Annotated in this window: 18 protein-coding genes; 9 read left to right on the top strand and 9 right to left on the bottom strand. The window is 39.7% G+C overall.

Annotated elements, in window-relative coordinates; all coding sequences use genetic code 11:
* Positions 1–85 precede the first annotated feature (85 nt).
* The 4 genes from AC00Y6_RS14005 to proC all read left to right on the top strand — a co-directional run bounded on the left by AC00Y6_RS14005 (position 86) and on the right by proC (position 3,234).
* On the top strand, positions 86–532 hold the full coding sequence (locus AC00Y6_RS14005; RefSeq protein ID WP_474491233.1) for a hypothetical protein: 447 nt from the start codon (positions 86–88) through the stop codon (positions 530–532).
* A complete protein-coding gene (gene murB / locus AC00Y6_RS14000) occupies positions 529–1,584 on the top strand; it encodes a UDP-N-acetylmuramate dehydrogenase (RefSeq protein WP_474491232.1) in 1,056 nt (351 codons plus the stop codon). Before AC00Y6_RS14005 ends, murB begins: the two co-directional genes overlap by 4 nt.
* A gap of 131 nt (positions 1,585–1,715) precedes the next feature.
* Positions 1,716–2,417, top strand: a complete 702-nt coding sequence (locus AC00Y6_RS13995) for a DsbA family oxidoreductase (RefSeq protein WP_474491231.1) — start codon at positions 1,716–1,718, stop codon at positions 2,415–2,417.
* Between the two features lie 13 nt (positions 2,418–2,430).
* Positions 2,431–3,234, top strand: coding sequence for a pyrroline-5-carboxylate reductase (gene proC, locus AC00Y6_RS13990; protein ID WP_474491230.1), 804 nt, complete (start codon positions 2,431–2,433; stop codon positions 3,232–3,234).
* 11 nt (positions 3,235–3,245) lie between these two features.
* Here the strand turns inward: proC and AC00Y6_RS13985 are convergent, their stop codons facing one another.
* The 4 genes from AC00Y6_RS13985 to AC00Y6_RS13970 form a co-directional block, all read right to left on the bottom strand.
* On the bottom strand, positions 3,246–3,461 hold the full coding sequence (locus AC00Y6_RS13985; RefSeq protein ID WP_474491229.1) for a VanZ family protein: 216 nt from the start codon (positions 3,459–3,461) through the stop codon (positions 3,246–3,248).
* A gap of 230 nt (positions 3,462–3,691) precedes the next feature.
* On the bottom strand, positions 3,692–4,672 hold the full coding sequence (locus AC00Y6_RS13980; RefSeq protein WP_474491228.1) for a transglutaminase family protein: 981 nt from the start codon (positions 4,670–4,672) through the stop codon (positions 3,692–3,694).
* 22 nt (positions 4,673–4,694) lie between these two features.
* On the bottom strand, positions 4,695–5,615 hold the full coding sequence (locus AC00Y6_RS13975) for an alpha-E domain-containing protein (RefSeq protein WP_474491227.1): 921 nt from the start codon (positions 5,613–5,615) through the stop codon (positions 4,695–4,697).
* Between the two features lie 38 nt (positions 5,616–5,653).
* A complete protein-coding gene (locus AC00Y6_RS13970) occupies positions 5,654–7,096 on the bottom strand; it encodes a circularly permuted type 2 ATP-grasp protein (protein ID WP_474491226.1) in 1,443 nt (480 codons plus the stop codon).
* Positions 7,097–7,318: 222 nt separating this feature from the next.
* Between AC00Y6_RS13970 and AC00Y6_RS13965 the strand changes: the two genes are divergently transcribed.
* Together AC00Y6_RS13965 and nhaA are read left to right on the top strand one after the other, a co-directional pair.
* Positions 7,319–9,520, top strand: coding sequence for a RelA/SpoT family protein (locus AC00Y6_RS13965; protein ID WP_474491225.1), 2,202 nt, complete (start codon positions 7,319–7,321; stop codon positions 9,518–9,520).
* Positions 9,520–10,692 (top strand): Na+/H+ antiporter NhaA, encoded by a 1,173-nt coding sequence (gene nhaA / locus AC00Y6_RS13960; RefSeq protein ID WP_474491224.1) that lies wholly within the window; start codon positions 9,520–9,522, stop codon positions 10,690–10,692. Before AC00Y6_RS13965 ends, nhaA begins: the two co-directional genes overlap by 1 nt.
* On the opposite strand, the gene AC00Y6_RS13955 is transcribed toward nhaA, so the two are convergent.
* Positions 10,669–11,610, bottom strand: coding sequence for a YihY/virulence factor BrkB family protein (locus AC00Y6_RS13955; RefSeq protein ID WP_076782349.1), 942 nt, complete (start codon positions 11,608–11,610; stop codon positions 10,669–10,671). The genes nhaA and AC00Y6_RS13955 overlap by 24 nt on opposite strands.
* Before the next feature lie 30 nt (positions 11,611–11,640).
* Between AC00Y6_RS13955 and rlmH the strand changes: the two genes are divergently transcribed.
* Entirely contained in the window at positions 11,641–12,114 is a 474-nt protein-coding gene (rlmH, locus tag AC00Y6_RS13950; RefSeq protein ID WP_474491223.1) for a 23S rRNA (pseudouridine(1915)-N(3))-methyltransferase RlmH, read from the top strand.
* Between the two features lie 28 nt (positions 12,115–12,142).
* Here the strand turns inward: rlmH and AC00Y6_RS13945 are convergent, their stop codons facing one another.
* From AC00Y6_RS13945 to secD, 4 genes are all read right to left on the bottom strand, one after another.
* Entirely contained in the window at positions 12,143–12,688 is a 546-nt protein-coding gene (locus AC00Y6_RS13945) for a phosphatase PAP2 family protein (RefSeq protein WP_474491222.1), read from the bottom strand.
* 1 nt (position 12,689) lies between these two features.
* Positions 12,690–13,013, bottom strand: coding sequence for a Sec-independent protein translocase subunit TatA/TatB (locus AC00Y6_RS13940; protein ID WP_076782346.1), 324 nt, complete (start codon positions 13,011–13,013; stop codon positions 12,690–12,692).
* A gap of 138 nt (positions 13,014–13,151) precedes the next feature.
* Positions 13,152–14,372, bottom strand: a complete 1,221-nt coding sequence (locus tag AC00Y6_RS13935; RefSeq protein ID WP_474491221.1) for a TCR/Tet family MFS transporter — start codon at positions 14,370–14,372, stop codon at positions 13,152–13,154.
* Positions 14,373–14,961: 589 nt separating this feature from the next.
* Positions 14,962–17,871, bottom strand: a complete 2,910-nt coding sequence (gene secD, locus AC00Y6_RS13930) for a protein translocase subunit SecD (RefSeq protein WP_474491220.1) — start codon at positions 17,869–17,871, stop codon at positions 14,962–14,964.
* A gap of 491 nt (positions 17,872–18,362) precedes the next feature.
* On the opposite strand from secD, the gene AC00Y6_RS13925 reads away from it, so the two are divergent.
* On the top strand, positions 18,363–18,923 hold the full coding sequence (locus AC00Y6_RS13925; protein WP_474491219.1) for a hypothetical protein: 561 nt from the start codon (positions 18,363–18,365) through the stop codon (positions 18,921–18,923).
* Between the two features lie 40 nt (positions 18,924–18,963).
* Positions 18,964–19,820 (top strand): L-type lectin-domain containing protein (locus AC00Y6_RS13920; RefSeq protein ID WP_474491218.1); only part of this gene is annotated, 857 nt, incomplete at its 3' end.

The following is a 19,820-nucleotide window of genomic DNA, read 5'->3' as shown; positions in this document are numbered from 1 at the left end:
GAAATCGCCATTTAGCAATTTTTGTAAGCAAACATCGATGAAGAAGGCGATTGCATATGATCATTAAAAAAATAAATATGTACATATGAAAATATTCAAATTTGCTTTTGCCCTTTCGGTTGTCGCCTTACTGGTGTTCAGCTGTAAAAGTACAGCACAGATTAGTAAAATAAAGTCGGTTTCTTATATCAATACCTATGGGCGTGGCGGGTCAACTTCTGTCACAGCAACCAAAGACACCCTTACAGCGGAAGGTGCTGGTGGCAGAGTCCCAAACTTTCCTAATTTTAAGAAAAAAATAGATCCCAAAGTATGGAAAAAGATTATATCAGGGCTTGATATCCCAACGCTGGAACAAACAAAAAACGGTGCCAGAAGAGGCGTTTTTGATGGGAACGATGAGATTTTTACGATTATCACAGCGGATAAAGAATACGAAATCATTAATGCTTCCGGCGATGCAGCACATTACAAACAACTGGAAAAACTCAAGTCCAATCTTAACAGCCTTCTGCCGGCTTACCAAAAATGATTCAGGAACATATTTCTTTAAAACCTTATAATACATTTGGTGTAGAAGCTTCAGTCCATTATTTTGCCGAAGTATCATCTGAAAAGGAACTCATAAAAACCCTTAGAGAAGTACAACACTTAGGTAGTAACGGCGAGAAAATACCGTTGCTTTTCTTGGGTGGCGGCAGCAACATCCTTCTTACAAAAGATTTTGAAGGTGTTGCAATTGTCCTTAATTTAAAAGGCATTACAGAAAAACACCTCAATGACAATGAAGTTTTGGTTACGGCAAAAGCCGGGGAAAACTGGCACCCGTTTGTGATGTACTGTCTAGGGAAAAATTATGGTGGGCTTGAAAACCTTTCCTTAATTCCTGGAAATGTTGGCACATCGCCGATGCAAAATATTGGCGCGTACGGCACAGAAATCAAAGATGTTTTTGAGAGCTGTAAAGTCCTGAATCTTGAAACTTTGGAAATTGAAACTTTCGATCTCGAAAAATGCAGGTTTGGATACAGGGATTCTATTTTTAAACAGGAAGGTAAAGGTAAATATGTGATTCTGGAGGTCACTTTCAAACTTACCCGGAAACATCACAAAATTGATGTGGAATATGGCGCCATAAAATCTGAATTAGAACATTTAAAAGGTAAAGAATTTGAGAAGATTGATACAACAGACATTACTATTCAGGATGTGTCGCAAGCGGTAATCAATATCAGGCAAAGCAAACTGCCCGATCCCAAAGTAACGGGCAATGCCGGAAGTTTTTTTAAAAACCCAAGCATTCCGCTATCCCAATATCAGGCACTCAAAACAAAGTTTGACAAGCTTCCGGGTTACCCTAACGGTGACTTTGTAAAAGTTCCTGCTGGATGGCTGATAGAACAAACAGGATGGAAAGGCAAACAGATAGGCAATGTTGCATCGCATAAGCTACAGGCTCTGGTCATCATCAATGCTACAGGGAAAGCAACAGGACAGGAAATTTTTGATTTTTCAACAATGATTATTGATTCTGTGAAGGACAAATTTGGGATTACGCTGGAACGTGAGGTGAACATGATCTAAAATCAACCCAAAAGACATCAAAGTCAATTCTTAGTTGCGACTAAAACCTCCTGAAATAAACAGAATTTTCCATTAAATAAATTCTGCCTAAATTTACTTTGTTTTTAACGGTAATTATATTCAAAAACATCATGAAAGTAGATATTTGGAGCGACACACGTTGTCCGTTTTGTTTTGTCGGAAAGAAAAATTTTGAAAAAGCACTTCGCGATTTTGCTCATAAGGATGAGATCGAAGTCCATTGGCATTCTTTCCAGCTGGATCCGGATATGAAAACAGATCTCAGTCAAAATAATTACGATTACCTTTCCAATATAAAGGGATTTCCAATGCAGCAAATTATGCAAATGCACGATAACCTGATCCAGATAGGTAAAAGTGCCGGCATTGATTTTAATTTTGATGCCGTCAAAGTTTCCAATTCTTTCAAAAGTCAAATGCTGGTACAGCTTGCCAAACAAAAAGGAAAGGCAAACGAGATGGAAGAATTGCTTTTTGATGCCTACTTTGTCCAAGGAAAAGATATTGATTACAGCGAAGTTCTTGCAAATATTGGGGAACAAATAGGATTTTCACATGAAGAAATTCAGCAAGCGATCCAATCCACCGAATTAGCCCAGCTGGTCAATAATGATCTTAAAGAAGCTGCTGAGCTTGGCATCCACAGTGTTCCGTTTTTTGTTTTCGACAGAAAATATGCCATTTCCGGTGCGCAGCCCACCCATTTATTCTCAGAAGTTTTAGAAAAAAGCTGGAAAGAATTTTCGGAAAACCATTCAAAAATAAAAATCATTAACGAAGGCGATTCTTGCGGAATCGATGGCAATTGTTAAAACAAAAAAACCAATGAAAATAGCAGTTTTAGGTGCCGGAAATATGGGCTTATCATTCTCAAAATCCTTTTTGAAATATGAGTTGATAAAACCTGAAAACCTCCACCTCATCACCAGAAGCGACTCCAAGAAAGAAAAAATAAGGGCACTTTTCCCGGCGTCCTGCATTTCTGCATTTTCTGAGATTAAAGACCTGGAAGCTGACCTTATCATCATAGCCGTGAAACCACAGGATTTTGCGTTTGTTGCAGAAAATATAGCATTTGCAATACCGGAAAAATCTTTGGTTTTATCCATCATGGCGGGGATTTCTATAGAAAAAATACAGCAACTCCTCAATCATAAAGCCGTTGTGAGAGCCATGCCCAATTCACCAACGCTTCTAGGTATGGGAATCACAGGTTACACGGCTGCGGATGGGATCCTTTTCAATCAGTTGATCAACATCGAGCGGTTGCTTAACTCCACAGGACGTTCGGTTTATTTGGAAAACGAGAAACTGCTTGATGCCGTTACAGCACTATCTGGCAGCGGCCCTGCTTATTTCTATTACATCATAGATGCGATGATAAAGGCTGGAACAGAAATGGGAATTGAAGAAAATCTTTCTCAACTTTTCGTTAAACAAACGATGCTGGGCGCTTACCATCTCATCAACAACTCGGATAAATCTTTGGAAGAACTGATCAAGGATGTTGCATCCAAAGGCGGAACAACAGAAGCGGCTCTCAAAACCTTCGATGATAATGAACTGAAATCAACCCTTAAAAAAGGAATTCTGGCTGCTGAAAATAGGGCAAGGGAGTTGAATGGATAATGCTAAATACGTTACCTATGACTTAGGATAAAGATTCTGTAAATCCAAAACCCCACCGAAACCCCAAGTGTATTCAAAATAATATCGTCGATATCAAAAACACCCAATCTGGTAAAATACTGCAGGCTCTCCACCACAACAATAGCAAAGACAAAATGCAAAATCAACGTTTTGAAATCTCTGAGTTTTGGGAAAACTATACCCAAGAATCCAAAAGGTACAAACATTAGAATATTCCCAAAGATATTGATGAAAATCGTTTTCCACAGAATGGTTTCCTTGATAACCTAAAGGTGGAAACCAAAGGTATTAATCTTACAATATTGATCCCATAAGCACTTCGCCCAAATCCAAAAAACATCAGGTATAGTAGAAAAACAACGTAAAAAGGTATTGTAATCCTGTACAGTTTTCTTAAAATTGGCATCGCAAAAACAGAAAGCCAAATATAGTAAAACTACTGCTGCTGTTGTTGCTGTTGCTGCTGCATTTCCAGAAACCTTTGGTAAGAATTGCTTTTAACATCGATGGCCTCCGGCTTATTCTCCCTGATGTAGAGCGGAAATTTCGGTTCGGCGGTTTTCTCTTTGGTCTTGGCATTGGTAATAATCACAGACACGCTTAGGATATGGCTGGAAGTCCCTTTATACGTCCCTTTTACAGGTGTACAGTCTTTAAAATCCCTCCCAATCGCAATCTTGATATGCCTGTCGCTTACCCAGCAATTATTGGTAGGATCATTGCCTAGCCAGCCAAATCCCGGGATGTAAACTTCTACCCACGCATGCGTTGCCCCTTCTCCTCGCAGGTCATGGTTGCTTGGGCTGATGTAGCCACTCACATACCTGGCGGGAACGCCCAGCATGCGCAGCATCCCTAATAAAAGATGCGCAAAATCCTGACAGACGCCGGCTTTCAGTTGCCAGATTTCATCAATTTCGGTTTCAAAATCGGTGACGCCTTGTTTGTATTTGAAATGGTCATAAATATAGGTTGACAAAGCCGTTGTGACTTCCATTACGGATAATTCCGGCTTAGCCAAAGATTTTACGACAGAAAGGACTTCTTCTTTTTGCCTGATTTCCTCCCCGCGCACGAAATCTATATACGGATATTGCCTGCACTGCTCGCGGATAATCTCCCACTGCTCTTCTACCGAATAATCTATTACCGGCAAAGCGATCGGAAAAGTTTCGACAACAATCTCGGATTTGATAATAAGATGATGATGCGGTTCTACAATAGTGAAAACACCAATTTTATTGGTAAAATAATCATGGTAAAAGTCAATATTCGCATTCGGCGAAATGGTGATTTTCTGATCCCGCACATCCTGAAAATCATTACTGAGAGGAGATAATATAATTTGGTTTGCGCTGTCTGTAACAGCTGTTGGATAATCGTATTTGGTAATATGTAAAATGTTGAAAATTGGCATAAGTTATTTTTGATAGTAATTGTTAAAGAGCCAAACCAAAAAAATTATGGTTAAAGACATCAGTAATCTCATAAAGGTCAGACCGGATGGCTGTTAGGAAATTCATTTTGTCAACATGCGATTTTGGATGGCGGGTAAACTGAACATTGGCAAGGCTTTTCCCAATCAGGAAATTGACATTGTCATCATTTTCATCAGGTTCCGAGGTTTGCAGATGCTTGGCAAATTTTTCGATCTCGTGCAGGCCATAAGAAATAGAACTCGGGAACAATGGCTCATAAAGCATCTGATAAAAGATTCGCTCCTTCTCCATGGTTCCGAGATTATTCCTGAGATAAAAGCTGTAACCCGTAACCGAACTCAAAAAGTATCGCCAGCTGGAATAATCGTTATCCAAAAGGTCTTCGCCATACAAAACCCATTGCTTGCGGATAAGGTCGAGCATATTCAGGATACGCTCCACATACTTGCCCAACTGCAGGAAACAATAACCCTCGTCCCTGGCCAATGAATTATCTACCACGCCATAATAGACCATGGACTGGTTGATCAGCGTATCAAAAACACTGATAGGATCTCCAAACCTGGCCTGATTGTGCAGGAAGTGATCCTTCATCAGGTGGTGAAAATCGTTAAGGCATTGCCATACATCTTTGTTGATATGGTCCTGCGCACTCCTCGCATTTTCCCTGGCACGGAAGATATTATTCGCAATAGAATTTTCATTCTGCACATCGAACAAAGCTTTGGACAGTAGGTTACCAAAACTGTAATCGCCATCTTCTATGACAATTTGATTTTCATCACAAAAACTCTCCCAACTCTCCGAGGACGCGCCATCCTGATACGCAATATATTTGGTATGGAAAACCCTTAACTGAAAGCTGGACCGCTCCATGTAACGGCTCATCCAAAAAATATTTTCTGCAACTCTGCTTAACATTATTAAATAAGAATTAAATCATTAAAGACACATAAAAACTAGCCTACAATCCAAGTATCTTTGCTGCCGCCACCCTGTGAGGAATTGACCACGATGGAACCTTCCTTCAAAGCCACTCTGGTAAGGCCGCCGGGAACAATATCGATCCCATCGGGGCCGTAAAGCGCAAACGGACGCAGATCTACCCGCCGGGGTTCCAAAGCTCCATTAATGTAGCATGGCGCTGTGGAAAGCCTGATGATAGGCTGGGCAATATAATTCCTTGGGTTCAGGTTGATTTGTTTGGTAAACTCCGCAATCTCTTCATCCGTCGCCTTGTCCCCGATCAACATACCGTAGCCACCGCTCTCATTGGTTTTTTTAACAACCATCTTGTGCATGTTTTCTATCGTATATTTCCGTTCATCCATATTTTCCATACGGTAAGTAGGCACACTTTTCAGAATAGGTTCCTCGCCCAAATAATAACGGATCATTTCGGGAACGTAAGAATAGATTGCCTTATCATCTGCCACACCGTTACCCATGGCGTTGACAAGAATAACGTTGCCTTTCCTGTACGCATGGTACAATCCCGGAACACCCAAAATACTGTCTGGCCGGAAGACCAGCGGATCCAGAAACTCGTCATCCACACGGCGGTAGATAACATCCACTTTTTTGAGGCCTTTGGTGGTTTTCATAAAAACCTGATGGTTTTGGATGACAAGATCCCTGCCTTCTACCAGCTCTATCCCCATCAGCCTTGCCAGCGTTGTATGCTCAAAATAAGCAGAATTGAAAATCCCCGGTGTCAGCAAAACTACATTAGGCTTTGGACTGATCTGTCGGCCTAGGGACAACAGGTTTTTGATCAAAAGATCTGGGTAAGTATTGACTTGCTTCAGCTTGATATTGGGGATAACATTGGGGAAAAGGCGGTAACTCATCTTGCGGTTTTCCAGCATATAGCTAACCCCGGAAGGCGTCCTCAGATTATCTTCCAGCACATAATAACTGCCGTCAAAATCGCGGATCAGATCTATACCGCTGATGTGCGTATAGATATCAAAAGGGACATCCACATTGATCATTTCGCGGAGGTAATTGGGGCAAGTGTATATGAGTGACGATGGAATAATGCCATCTTTGATAATAAACTGCTGATGGTAAACATCTTTCAAAAATATATTGAGTGCGCGCAAACGCTGCTTGATCCCTTTCTCTATAAAAGCCCATTCCGATGCGGGAATAATCCTTGGAACAATATCAAACGGGAATATTTTCTCTATGCCCTCGCCGTCATTGTAAACTGTAAAGGTGACACCCTGCGTCAAAAAAAGTTTTTTGGCAATTTCGGTCTTAGCCTCCATATCAGAAATATCCAATTGGTCAAAAAAACTAACGAACTCCTGATAATGATTCCTGACTTGCTGATTGATCATCATCTCATCAAAAACTTCGCGGAGAGGCCTATAATGATTTAACACCCCCTTACTCATAACAATTATATTTTTTCGTTAACGAATGTATCATTTTTATAGGGTATAATCCAAAATTATATTAATATTTTTAAATCAATCCCCAATTAAATATAATATTAAATTAAAAATTAAATTTATTAGACTTTAAAAATCCGGAATTTTGGACAAAATTGTTTTCGGTTAAACCTGTTGATAATTACTGTAAATTTTACTATATTCGTTATGATCTAACATGATACGATGACCTACGATTTAGAGAAAGAAAACAAGGAAATCCTTGCCCGGTACAAAAACCTGATTACCAACACCTACCGGACACTGGATGAGGAACAGAACAAACTGATCAGAAAAGCTTTTGATATTGCTCTGGACGCCCACAAAGACCAGCGGCGCAAAACCGGTGAGCCTTACATCTACCACCCGATAGAGGTTGCCAAGATTGTAGCCAACGAGATTGGACTGGGTGCCACAAGCATTGCCTGCGCCCTGTTGCACGATGTGATAGAAGATTCTGAGTACACATACGAAGATCTCAAAAAAATCTTTGGAGAAAGTATTGCCGACATCGTGAACGGATTGACAAAGATTTCCGTCATGAACCAGCAAAACATTTCTGTACAGTCCGAAAACTACAGGAAACTTTTGCTGACCTTGTCTGAAGATTTCCGTGTTATCCTTATCAAGATCGCCGACAGGCTCCATAACATGCGGACTTTGGGCAGTATGCACCCGGCCAAGCAAAAGAAAATTGCCGCCGAAACCGCATACATCTATGCACCACTCGCTCACCGCCTTGGGCTATACAATATCAAGTCTGAACTGGAAGATCTTTCTTTAAAATACAATAACCCGGATGTTTACAACGAGATTGTAGACAAACTTGAAATTGCAAAAGAAGGCCGTGAAAAATATGTAGAGGAATTTACCAAAGAAGTCTCGGAACAGTTGAAGGAAGAAGGCCTCAACTTCACCATCAAAGGCCGCGCAAAAGCCATCAGCTCCATCTACAGGAAGATGCAAAAACAGAATGTCAGCTTTGAAGAAGTCTATGACAACTACGCCATCAGGATCATCTACAAATCTGATCCTAGGAATGAAAAATTTCTAGCCTGGAAAATCTATTCCATAGTAACGGACCTCTACCAAAGTAATCCTTCAAGAATGCGCGATTGGATTTCGCAGCCAAGATCTACCGGTTACGAGAGCCTTCACCTAACTGTGATGGGCCCTGATAAAAAATGGATAGAAGTGCAAATCCGTTCCGAAAGGATGGATGACATTGCCGAAAAAGGTGTTGCGGCCCATTATAAATACAAAGAAGGTTACCGCAAAAACAGCGATGACCAGCGTTTTGAAAACTGGGTTTCTGAGATACGCGATGTGCTGGAACAACAGCAAAACCTTTCTACATCGGAGCTTCTGGATAATATAAAGCTAAATCTTTACTCCAAAGAAGTGTTTGTATTCACCCCAAAAGGTGAGATTAAAATATTACCAACAGGCGCTACTGCACTAGATTTCGCATTTTCTGTACATACTGATCTGGGAATGAAATGCCTGGGCGCCAAGATCAACGGAAAACTGGTACCCATCAGTTATGTTCTTCAGAACGGTGACCAGATCGATATCCTATCTTCTCAGAATCAAAAACCTAAAGCAGACTGGCTGGATTTTGTTGTGACATCCAAAGCCAAATCAAAGATTAAGAATATCCTTAATTCTGAAAAAAATCAGAATACTGCCGAAGGCAAGGAGATTTTACAGAGAAAAATGCGTCACGCCAAACTCAACTTTAATGATGATGAAGTGAATGCTCTGCAAAAATTCCTGAACCTGAAAACTTCTCAGGATCTTTTCCTCGGTTTTCAAAACGGGACATTTGACATTGGCGACATCAAGCGTTATGTGGACGGCAAAAGCATCCTAAGCAACATCTTCCAGCGTTTCCGAAAATCCTCAAGCAAAGAGGAATATGTGGAAAAAACAGACTCTAACCTGGACATGATTGTCTTTGGGAAAGATGAGGAAAAACTCAATTACACCTTCGCCAAGTGCTGTACGGTAATCCCAGGTGATAAGATTTTTGGGTTTATTACTATTTCCGATGGTATCAAAGTGCATAATGAAAACTGCCCCAACGCCATCAACCTGAGAGCCAATTATGACTACCGCGTTTTGCAAGCCCGATGGGTGAATGCGGAAAGTTTCAAAAACCGAATTAAGATCGAGATTGAAGGCCTTGACAGGATGGGTATGATTAACGACATTACCGCGGTCATTTCCAACAATATGAACATGGACATGAAGAGTATGAGTATCGCTTCCAATGACGGTATATTCACCGGAAACATCAATCTGGAAGTCCGTAACCGCAGCCAGCTGGAAGAGACCTTCAAACAACTGAAAGCCATCAACGGCGTTTCTAAAGTGAAACGGGTGTAATGATCATATACCGCTATTTTAATCAGTTTGTCAATAACAGTAAAAGTGCAGGAATCTTGCTTCTGATACTGGTTTTGATTTCACTTTGCATTGCTAACAGTTCCTTCGCGAACAGTTTCCAACATGTATTGGATTATCAGATAGGAACCGAGATTCTTCATCTAAAATATCCCATTTCTGTCTGGATCAATGACGGATTGATGGCAATATTTTTTCTCTATGTTGGGCTGGAAATAAAACGGGAACTCCTGCGAGGCGAACTTGCCGACATCCGGCAGGCTGCATTGCCAATTGTAGCCGCATTTGGTGGAATGGTTTTTCCTGCGGTTATTTACCTGGTATTTAATCATAATACATCACATGCCGATGGATGGGCGATACCCATGGCCACTGATATCGCATTTTCTCTGGCGATTATCTCTATGCTTGGGAAAAATATCCCTACCAGCCTAAAAATATTTCTAAGTGCGCTGGCCATTGTAGATGACCTGGGAGCGATCATCGTCATAGCATTATTCTACACAGATTCTATTGATTGGGTTTCTATGGGTATTTGCGGGGGAATTACAATCTTTCTCATTATTTTAAATAAAAGAGGAATCAAAAACCTTCTATTTTATCTTGTCCCCGGATTATTGCTCTGGTACTTTATGCATCATTCTGGGATACATGCCACAATAGCCGGCGTCATCCTGGCTTTTATAATCCCGTTAAATAATCCTGCGAACAAAATTTCGCCATCAGAAAAACTTGAAAAACAACTGCACCTGCCGGTTAGTTTCCTAATCATGCCGCTGTTTGCCTTAGTTAATACAAACATTACTTTTGAGAAGGATATTTTCAACCATTTTATAAGCCCACTCAGTGCGGGGATTATTTTGGGGCTTTTCGCAGGGAAAGTCATCGGTATTAATATTTTATCCTGGCTTGCCATAAAAATTAAATGGGCAAAATTGCCTGCTAATTGCAGTTTCAAAGACATGATTGGCGTGGGGTTTCTGGCAGGGATAGGTTTTACGATGTCAATTTTTGTCGCTTTGTTGGCTTTCCCAAAAGATTTTGAAAGTCAGAATATCTCTAAAATCAGCATTCTTGCGGCATCTGTCATCTCCGGCGTTACAGGGTATATTATTTTAAGGTTTAGAAAATCAGGCATCCGCCATACCGCCTGACTTGATTTCTTCACGCACCAGTTTCTCAAGCTTAACTTTTTTGATAGCCAGGTTAAGTTCGTTGCCCATCAGTACGAGGAATACGTTTACATTAACCCAAACCATCACCAAAATAATAGAACCAATAGAGCCATATAAAACATTATACCGGGCAATATTACTGACATAAATGGCGAAAAAATACGTCAACAGGACAAACAATATAGTCGTTAAAACAGCACCGGGATACGCCTCTCTCAGCCTCGTAATTTTGAGACAACCCACCCAGTAAAACAAGGTTAAAAGGATGAAATAAAATAATGGAAACGATATAAAACTGATAATCTTGGTCAGGTTTTTTGTAAACCAGCTGATGTCATAAGTAGGGGTAAAAAGCTTGAGAACAACCTCGCTGTAGTAAATCCCGAAAATTGAAAGAAACACCAAAGTCAAAAAGCTGATTGTTACCAGCATAGCAAGCAGATATTCCTTAACAAAACCTCTTTGCAGCTCGGTATTCCTGTTAAAACCATTGATGAGCGTAAAGCAACCGTTGGTGGCAAAAACAAAAGACAGCAGGATGGTAAGGTTACTGATAGATTTCATATTGGGAATAATGCTGGCCTGGATATAATTGGTAACATCACTCTGCATGTGAGACGGGAATACGCGCGGCATCAATACTTCAAAAATATAAAACTGCAGTTTGTCATAATGCGGCATGTAAGGCAATACCGACAGGAGGAAGAGAATCATAGGGAAAAGGCTGAGGAAAAAATTCCAGGAAATGCTTGCTGCCTGCCTGCCCAAAGGATTTTTGAAGATAGCATCTGAATAAATACTGAACATCTTCCACAGAGATATGCCTAAAACAGGGATGTATATTCCGTCGAAAAAGTTTTTGATTTTGAGAAAAAAACGCTGTATTTTTTTTGCCATTCAGTTATCTTTGCCCAACAAATATACTAAATGCGTATTAATTTGATCTGCATTGGGAAAACTGATGACAAAGAAATCGTTTCGCTCATCCGTTACTATCTCCCCAGAATCCCCAAACACTGGAATTTTGAACTGGTGGAAATCCCGGATGTTAAAAATGCAAAAAACCTAAGCTCCGATTTGCTAAAAAAAGAGGAATCCAAATTATTTTTGGGCCATATTGATAGTAATGATCTGGTTATATTGCTGGATGAGAAAGGCAAACAGTTTACCAGCCGCGAGTTTTCTGAAAAAATAGATTTCTGGATGGGTCATTCCTATAAAAAAATTCACTTTCTGATTGGAGGTGCCTATGGTTTCTCTGACGAGATCTATCACAGGGCGAATGAGAAAATATCCCTATCCAAAATGACATTCACGCACCAGATGATCCGTTTGTTTTTTGTAGAACAAATGTACAGAGCTGCCACAATTTTACAGGGAAAACCTTACCATAATGATTAAAACCGACTGAAAATCAAAACCTTAATAATTATCTGATTTTTCTAACAAGATTAACGAAAACACCACTTAGCAGAAAACCTACCGTGGCACCAAAAGCCACATCCAAAGGGAAATGTACACCAAGATAAATCCTGCTGTAGGATACCAGCGCAGCCCAAAAGAATAAAATGTAAGGCAAAAATCTATATCTGCTGCCCATTAACATTGAGAGAAATCCCGCAAGAAAAAAGCAGTTGGAGGCATGGGAACTGTAGAAACCATATGGGCCGCCACATGTTACCAGTCGCATCTTGGCCATCAGCAGCTCGTTATGGCAAGGCCGTAGCCTTGCGACACCTACTTTGAAAATGCCGGCCAGCTGATCCGAAATTGTGATGCCTATGGCTATAAAAATAAGGATGAAGATTAATTTCTTTACCGGAAAACGCTTATAGAGGAAATAAAGCAAAATGATGTAAAAAGGAATCCAAAACCATTTGCCGGTAATCATGAGCCAGAAAGGATCAAAAGATGAATTTCCCAAACCATTGAGAAACAAAAGCAATTCCTGATCTTTTTCTATTAACCCGTTCATCTTACCTGCTTACAGGACCCTCATGTGCGTCATCGTTGGACAGGTCAGGTTTTGGAGTATTATCAGCAACGAGTGGCTGGTTGTTTTTATCAACCAAAGGATTATAGTCCTGAGCAGACTGCTTGACTTTTTCGATCTCTTTTTTAATTTCTGAGACAGGATTATCTGCTTCCTTCATAATCTCGGTCTTGATGTCATCTACTGCACCACGCATTTTGCGCACGCCTTCGCCAAGGCCGCGGGCTATCTCGGGCAGCTTATCCGGTCCAAACAAGACGACAATTGCCAGGGCAATCATCAGCATTTCTCCTAAACTCAATTCCATTCCGCAAAATTAAGAAAGTTTACAAAAGTGATTGACAGACTTTTGTCATAATTTTATCATAAAATTGAAATAACTTTTGACAGCATTAATTTTCAAAAACCACCAGGATGATAAAATAACATGAATAAACAATTAATGTTACGACTTTTTCTTCTTGCTAAAATTGATATAAACAAAATAAATACTCGCTATAAACAGCAGAAATGCCAGAAAAAAAGGAGCTCCCGGAAATTGAAAAGGTGCAGCCTTGTGCGTGAAATAATAAAACAGATTGGTCATCAGCGGCGGACCTATAATAGAAGTTGCACTCATAAGGCTGGTAAGTGCGCCCTGCAACTCACCCTGCTCATTAGACGGGATATTTTTGGTAATAATCGACTGCAACGCCGGACCACATATACCACCCAAACAATACGGAATCAAAAAGACAAACATCATCCAACCTTCTGTAGCAAACGCAAATAGCAGCATCCCAATCCCATAGAGTAATAATCCATAATAAATGCTCTTTCGGTCACCTATCAGCGGATTAATCCATCTAATTAACAAGCCCTGCACCAGCCCTACAAGAAGCCCTACAAGACCCAGAGAGATACCCACCATTCTCTCGTCCCAGTTAAAACGGAACATGGTATAAAAACTCCAGTTGCTTTGTACAGCATGCGATGCAATATAAATCAATATTAATGAGATGACCAGTCCTGATATTTCAGGATGTTTCCGTAACAATTTTAACGAACCAATCGGATTGGCGCGTCTCCAGTCAAATGCTCTTCGGTTTTCTTTATCAAGGCTTTCGGGTAATACAAAATAGCCGTAAATAAAATTAACCATGCACAAAACCGCAGCCGCGTAAAACGGTACCCGGGAACCGTAATGACCTAAAATACCACCCAGTACGGGACCAATGATAAAGCCCAGACCAAAAGCGGCGCCAATGAGCCCAAAGTTCTTAGCACGGTCTTCGTCGGTTGATATATCCGCAATATAGGCACTTGCTGTGGTAACACTGGCTCCCGTAATTCCTGCGATGATACGCCCGACAAATAGCCACCATATTGTAGGAGATAAAGCCAGGAAAATATAATCAATAGAAAACCCAAAAAGTGATAACAGAATAATTGGTCGCCTACCATATTTATCACTCAAATTTCCGACTAATGGGGAAAATACAAACTGGATAAAGGCATAAGCAAAGCTCAGCCAGCCACCGTATTTGGCCGCCTCGCTCACATCGGCATGGATAAGCTCCTCAATTAGTTTTGGAACCACCGGAATGATGATTCCCCAGCCCGTAATATCTATCAGTAGCGTGATGAAGATAAAGCCAATAGCGGCAGATTTTTGTGTCTTTTTCACAGGTAGTGATTACTTGATTTATTTTTAAAAATTTCCTATTATTAATATTGAATGACTTGTGCTTCCAACCATGCTTATTCTTCTGAATTGTCCACAGCTAATTGTCCTATCATCGCTTTAAGACTACCAATCTGATGTGGACTCAAAATATCCATGAAAATTATTATCGGCTTTCTGAGACCAGGCTACCATACCAATAAAAAGAGAAAGGAATAAGAACAACTTCTTCATATCGTTTATCGCTATCAGAGTTTATTATCCAGTAATCATCAGATTTCCACGTAGATCCGCAACCGGTTAAATTTATAAATATTTTAAGTTTCAACGTCTAAAAAATGATAAAACAAAATGCTTCCCGGCTTGCGAAGATAATCATTTTTTGAAATCTTAATAATTTCACCTGACCCGGAATCTTTAGACAAATATGCAATGAAGTACAGATGCAGCGCAACAAGAGCAAATAGGACATTTTCTATTGGCCTATCGTGACATGGCGGCAGCAAACACAGATGAGACTACCACAAATATCCTAAAAAAAACAGCTCCCAAATTATTGAGAGCTGTTTTTATATTTAAGTTTTAGCTAATTTTATTTCGCTACTTCCAGATTATCGGTAGAAGATTTCCCGTGCGGGTTTTCTTCGTGCTTTTTACCTCTCAGGAAGTCGTAAGCCGTCGCCGATGCAATGAAGATGGATGAATAGGTACCAAAACCAATACCAATCAACAGACAGAACATGAAGCCTCTCAGGTTATCACCACCGAAGATGAAAATCGCAAGGATTACCAAAATGGTTGTGAAAGAGGTGTTAAACGTTCTACCAATCGTGCTTGAGATGGAGTCATCAAACAATCCTGCCAATGTTAAGGCTTTTTTCTCGCGAAGGTATTCTCTAATCCTGTCGAAGATAATTACAGTATCGTTGATTGAGTAACCAATTACGGTAAGTATAGCCGCGATAAAATCCTGATTGATCTCCATATTAAACGGCATAATCTTATAAAACAGCGAGTAAACGCCTAAGATCACCACTGTATCGTGGAAGAGACCGGCAACCGCACCCAGTGAGAACTGCCATTTGTCAAACCTTACCAAGATGTAGATAAAGATACCAATCAATGAAGCAGCAACAGCCAAAATACCATGCGTAGTAATGTCGTCTGCAACGGTAGGTCCCACTTTGGTGGATGAAACAATCCCTGCATGCCCTTTATCAGCTGCTTTGAAATCTGCCAAAGTCATATTAGCCGGAAGATCCTGCTTAAGGCCTTCGTAGATTTTTTGCTCCACGGTCTGGTCTGCTTTTAGAGACTCGTCATCGATGAGGTAATCGGTGGTAATTTTTAACTGAGATGTGTTACCAAATGTTTTGGCTTCCACCATGTTATTTTTACCATCGTTGGTTTTCATCAATTTGGCAATATTCTCTTCAATTTTTGTAGCATCTACAGGTTTTTCGAATCTTACAACATAGTTACGTCCACCAGTAAAATCGATACCATATTTGAAGCCATTAATCGCAATAGACCCAATAGAAATCACCATCAAAATGGCTGAGAAAATATAAGCGTATCTTCTTTTCCCAATGAAATCAATCCATGTGTTTCTGAATAAATTCTTGGTTGGCGCTGTCCAAACGGAAAGTGATTTCCCTTTTTCTAGCCTGCTGAAGATCATTACCCTGGATAACAATACGGATGTGAACAATGTCATGATAAGACCAATGATCAATGTTACCGCAAAACCTTTGATTGGCCCTGTACCGAAAACGTAGAGGATAACCGCTGTAATCAAAGTAGTTAAGTGACCATCGATAATTGCCGATATAGCGTGTTTGAAACCATCTTTATAAGCTTCCAAAATCCCCTTTCCACGGAAAAGTTCTTCTTTGGTTCTTTCATAGATAATCACATTGGCATCCACTGCCATCGCCATAGAAAGTACAATACCTGCAATACCAGGAAGTGTAAGGGTAGCATCGATGGAATCCATAATACCAAAGATGTAGAAGAGGTTGATAACCATTGCGATAACAGCATAAACCCCTGCACCACCATAATAGAAAATGATGTAAACAATGATAACCGCAAAAGCAATTAGGAATGACATAACACCATCATGGATAGACTCTGCCCCCAAAGATGGCCCAACAACGTCTGCCTGAACAATTTTAGCTCCGGCAGGTAATTTACCTGCACCCAAAACGTCTACCAAATCTTTGGCTTCTTCCTGCGAAAAGTTTCCAGAAATCTGCGTCCTTCCGTCCGGGATTGCGCTTACTACATTCGGAGCGGTATATACTCGGTTGTCCAAAGTTACGGCAACAGGTTTTCCTTTGTTTTTTTCAGTCATTACTTTCCAATCACGGGCACCGTTGGAATCCATTTGCATATCCACCACAATACGGCCTAATTGGTCATAACTGATATTAGCAGATTCTACCGCTCCATCTACAGGCGATTTCTGATTGATATTACCACGGATAGCATACAAAACCAAACTATTAGAAGTATTACTTTCCGGCTTGTAGCCCCACATAAATTGTGTATACTTCAAATTAATAGGTCTAGCTTTTACAGCCACGGCACTATTAAGAACTTTATTCACAACCGCAGTGTCAGACAGTTTAACATTGGCCACCGCATTTCCCGGCGTTGAGTTGAGTTGGATTAGGTTAACAAAATTGGTTGATTTGGAAACGCCCATAGAGTCTCCTTTGGCTCTAACCAATTGGTTAAGTTCGGAGAAATAAGGCAAAACCTCTTGTCCCAACTGTACTTCCCAAAACTGAAGTTTTGCGGACGTGGCAAGCATCTTTTTAACTCTGTCGATATCCTTGGTACCCGGCATCTCTACGAGAATCCTTCCTGTTCCGGGAACTCTTTGAACATTCGGCTGAGTGACCCCCATTTTATCGATACGGGTTCTCAACACCTCATAAGCTGTTCCTACAGAAGCGTCGATTTTTTTTCTGACGATATTTTTTACTTGATCATCCGGTGTATTGAATTTGATCTCAGAAAGATTGGTATTACCAAAAATCTCTGGATCTGCAAGCTTCAGGTTAGTACCTTTTTCTTTGTTAACCGCTTCAAACTGGGTAAAGAAATCTTCTATGTATTGTTTACTAGAATTTTTCTGAGCTTGATCTGTCCGGTTAAGCGCTTCTATCAAAACTGGGTTTGTAGAATAGCTACTAAGATCATTTACCAAATCTCTCTGGTTGATTTCTAATAGTACATTGATACCACCTTTAAGGTCCAAACCGAGCTTCATCTCTTTCTGTTTTGCAGAGGCGTAATCCAGCTTTGTAAAGCCCAGATTAAGCGTATCCTTAGAAAGTTTGGCAAGCTCTGCCTGATATTTTACCTGATTATCACCTGCAATAGCTTTTGCTTCGTTTTCTATCTTATTAGCATAGAAAGAAGGCAGAAGCTCATTAAGGCAAATCAGACCAAGAACGATGGCAACCAGTGTAACGAGTCCTTTTCCTTGCATTTTCTTACGATATATATAAATTTAGTCGGCAAATATAATCATTTCTAATTGAAATAAGAATTTGAAAATGAGAAATATGTATTTGGTTGTTTTGGAAGAAAAATGACAACTACTCACTTACATTTTCGAGAAGCCTAGTGACTCATTTATTTTGATTAAAATCACTAAATACTAAGTAATTTGATGACAGTTTACGATTGAGAAATGACAACAGATATCGATTTTCAATTGGTTCAAAATTATTTTGGAAATTATACATAGCTACATTAGATATCAATTATATCTACTGTCATTTAAAGTGGATTTGAAAGTCATACTAAAAGTTTAAAAATTTTTTTTAAGAAATTATTAGAATAATATTCAAACTAAAGTAAATTAAGACTTTTTATAATTAATCCATCATAAAATGTATGATTTTCATGAAATTACAACACGTTTTTATTGTGTTGAATAACAATAAAACCTATTTTTGCCACTAAATAAAAACACAAATGATTAAAGGAGGATACATACAGCTGTTAAAAGTACGAGTATCCTCTTTTTTTATTCTGATACTATTTCCTGTTTTAATTTTTGCTAATTCTGACGATAAATCTCAACCTGAGAAGTCAAAAGATAAAACTGAAGCTACCTTTTATATTGCTGGCGATGCTATTGTTTCGGGCATAGAACACCTGAGTAACACTAAGATTGTCCAACAAATCGATACTGAAAAATTGCCTGAGAAAAAGAAATCTACGAACAATTCTAAAAAAACAGTCTTAAAAAAAAGGGAGATTTCTACTAGTGCAAAAAAGTCTAATCTGGAATCCTCACAATTAAAAATAGTAAACGGCAACTCATCAACTTCATTTTTCGCAAAAAGCCTTTCGGAATGTGGTAAATACAACCGTGAGGATCATACTATTTTTTTTGGCTTCTTAAACGCACAAGTAGGGAATTGGACTAAGTCTTTGATCTGCAAAGAGCCAATCTTCACATTTCAGATCAGATATTCGGCTAAAAAGCCTCAGAACAAAATTTATATTAGAGCACCTGGTAATTATTGTTAGTCAATACATTACTTAATTTTCAATATAAATTACTAAAATAATGAAACATAAATCTTTTTTATTATATACATTAATACTTCTATTCTCTAGTCTATCATATATCAACGCTCAGGATTTGGATAGTGATAATGACGGCATTCTGGACTGCGTTGAAAAAGGCACAGCCGGCATTAAGGATCTGAGTGAAGTATTTAAACTAAATGGTAGCAGTAACATACCTGCTACTAAAATTTCAACATTTAGCCAAGAAGTGCAATTGACTCCAGATGCCAAGAATAAGGCGGGGCAGATTTGGTCTAACGGAAAAGTAGACTTTGAGAAAAATTTCACCTTAAGATACAGGTTCTATGCAGGCACCAAAGATTTTGATGGTGCAGATGGTTTTACAGCGGTTTTTCATAATGATCCACAAGAGCAAAGCGCAATTGGTGCCGATGGAGCTGGTCTTGGTGCGTTTGGTATCAAAAATGGTATTGCTCTGGAGATAGATACATATGATAACACGAGCGATGGTATAACCGATATTGCCCAAGATCATGGATCAATTTGGGTTACAAGTGACAGAGCAATTCTTAGTGCTCCTATTGCTATTGGGACAGGGGGTAATGTAGAAGATGGCGCATGGCACGCTGTAGTTATTACATGGGACAAAGCAAGCAGTACACTCAGTTATACCGTGGATGGAGCCAATGCCGGAACTTATACCTTTCCTAGTTCAAAGCCTATTAGTGACTATTTAGGAGGAACGACTGCTTATTATGGTTACACTGCCTCAACAGGATCGGCTCACAATGATCAGCGGATTGCATTTGAAAACCTTTGCTCAGATTTACCGATATTTTTGGACACAGACGGCGACGGCATACCCAACCATCTGGACTTAGATTCCGATGGAGA

It is taken from the genome of Epilithonimonas sp., assembly GCF_056329745.1.
Note: the sequence above shows the minus strand (reverse complement) of the source record. Positions and strands in the feature narration are given on the sequence as shown.

What these genes read in the sequence shown, in the direction of transcription:
- AC00Y6_RS14005 (WP_474491233.1), top strand. Translation starts at nt 86, where the DNA reads ATGAAAATATTCAAATTTGCTTTTGCCCTTTCGGTTGTCGCCTTACTG.
- murB (WP_474491232.1), top strand. Translation starts at nt 529, where the DNA reads ATGATTCAGGAACATATTTCTTTAAAACCTTATAATACATTTGGTGTA.
- AC00Y6_RS13995 (WP_474491231.1), top strand. Translation starts at nt 1,716, where the DNA reads ATGAAAGTAGATATTTGGAGCGACACACGTTGTCCGTTTTGTTTTGTC.
- proC (WP_474491230.1), top strand. Translation starts at nt 2,431, where the DNA reads ATGAAAATAGCAGTTTTAGGTGCCGGAAATATGGGCTTATCATTCTCA.
- AC00Y6_RS13985 (WP_474491229.1), bottom strand. Translation starts at nt 3,461, where the DNA reads ATGTTTGTACCTTTTGGATTCTTGGGTATAGTTTTCCCAAAACTCAGA.
- AC00Y6_RS13980 (WP_474491228.1), bottom strand. Translation starts at nt 4,672, where the DNA reads ATGCCAATTTTCAACATTTTACATATTACCAAATACGATTATCCAACA.
- AC00Y6_RS13975 (WP_474491227.1), bottom strand. Translation starts at nt 5,615, where the DNA reads ATGTTAAGCAGAGTTGCAGAAAATATTTTTTGGATGAGCCGTTACATG.
- AC00Y6_RS13970 (WP_474491226.1), bottom strand. Translation starts at nt 7,096, where the DNA reads ATGAGTAAGGGGGTGTTAAATCATTATAGGCCTCTCCGCGAAGTTTTT.
- AC00Y6_RS13965 (WP_474491225.1), top strand. Translation starts at nt 7,319, where the DNA reads ATGACCTACGATTTAGAGAAAGAAAACAAGGAAATCCTTGCCCGGTAC.
- nhaA (WP_474491224.1), top strand. Translation starts at nt 9,520, where the DNA reads ATGATCATATACCGCTATTTTAATCAGTTTGTCAATAACAGTAAAAGT.
- AC00Y6_RS13955 (WP_076782349.1), bottom strand. Translation starts at nt 11,610, where the DNA reads ATGGCAAAAAAAATACAGCGTTTTTTTCTCAAAATCAAAAACTTTTTC.
- rlmH (WP_474491223.1), top strand. Translation starts at nt 11,641, where the DNA reads ATGCGTATTAATTTGATCTGCATTGGGAAAACTGATGACAAAGAAATC.
- AC00Y6_RS13945 (WP_474491222.1), bottom strand. Translation starts at nt 12,688, where the DNA reads ATGAACGGGTTAATAGAAAAAGATCAGGAATTGCTTTTGTTTCTCAAT.
- AC00Y6_RS13940 (WP_076782346.1), bottom strand. Translation starts at nt 13,013, where the DNA reads ATGGAATTGAGTTTAGGAGAAATGCTGATGATTGCCCTGGCAATTGTC.
- secD (WP_474491220.1), bottom strand. Translation starts at nt 17,871, where the DNA reads ATGCAAGGAAAAGGACTCGTTACACTGGTTGCCATCGTTCTTGGTCTG.
- AC00Y6_RS13925 (WP_474491219.1), top strand. Translation starts at nt 18,363, where the DNA reads ATGATTAAAGGAGGATACATACAGCTGTTAAAAGTACGAGTATCCTCT.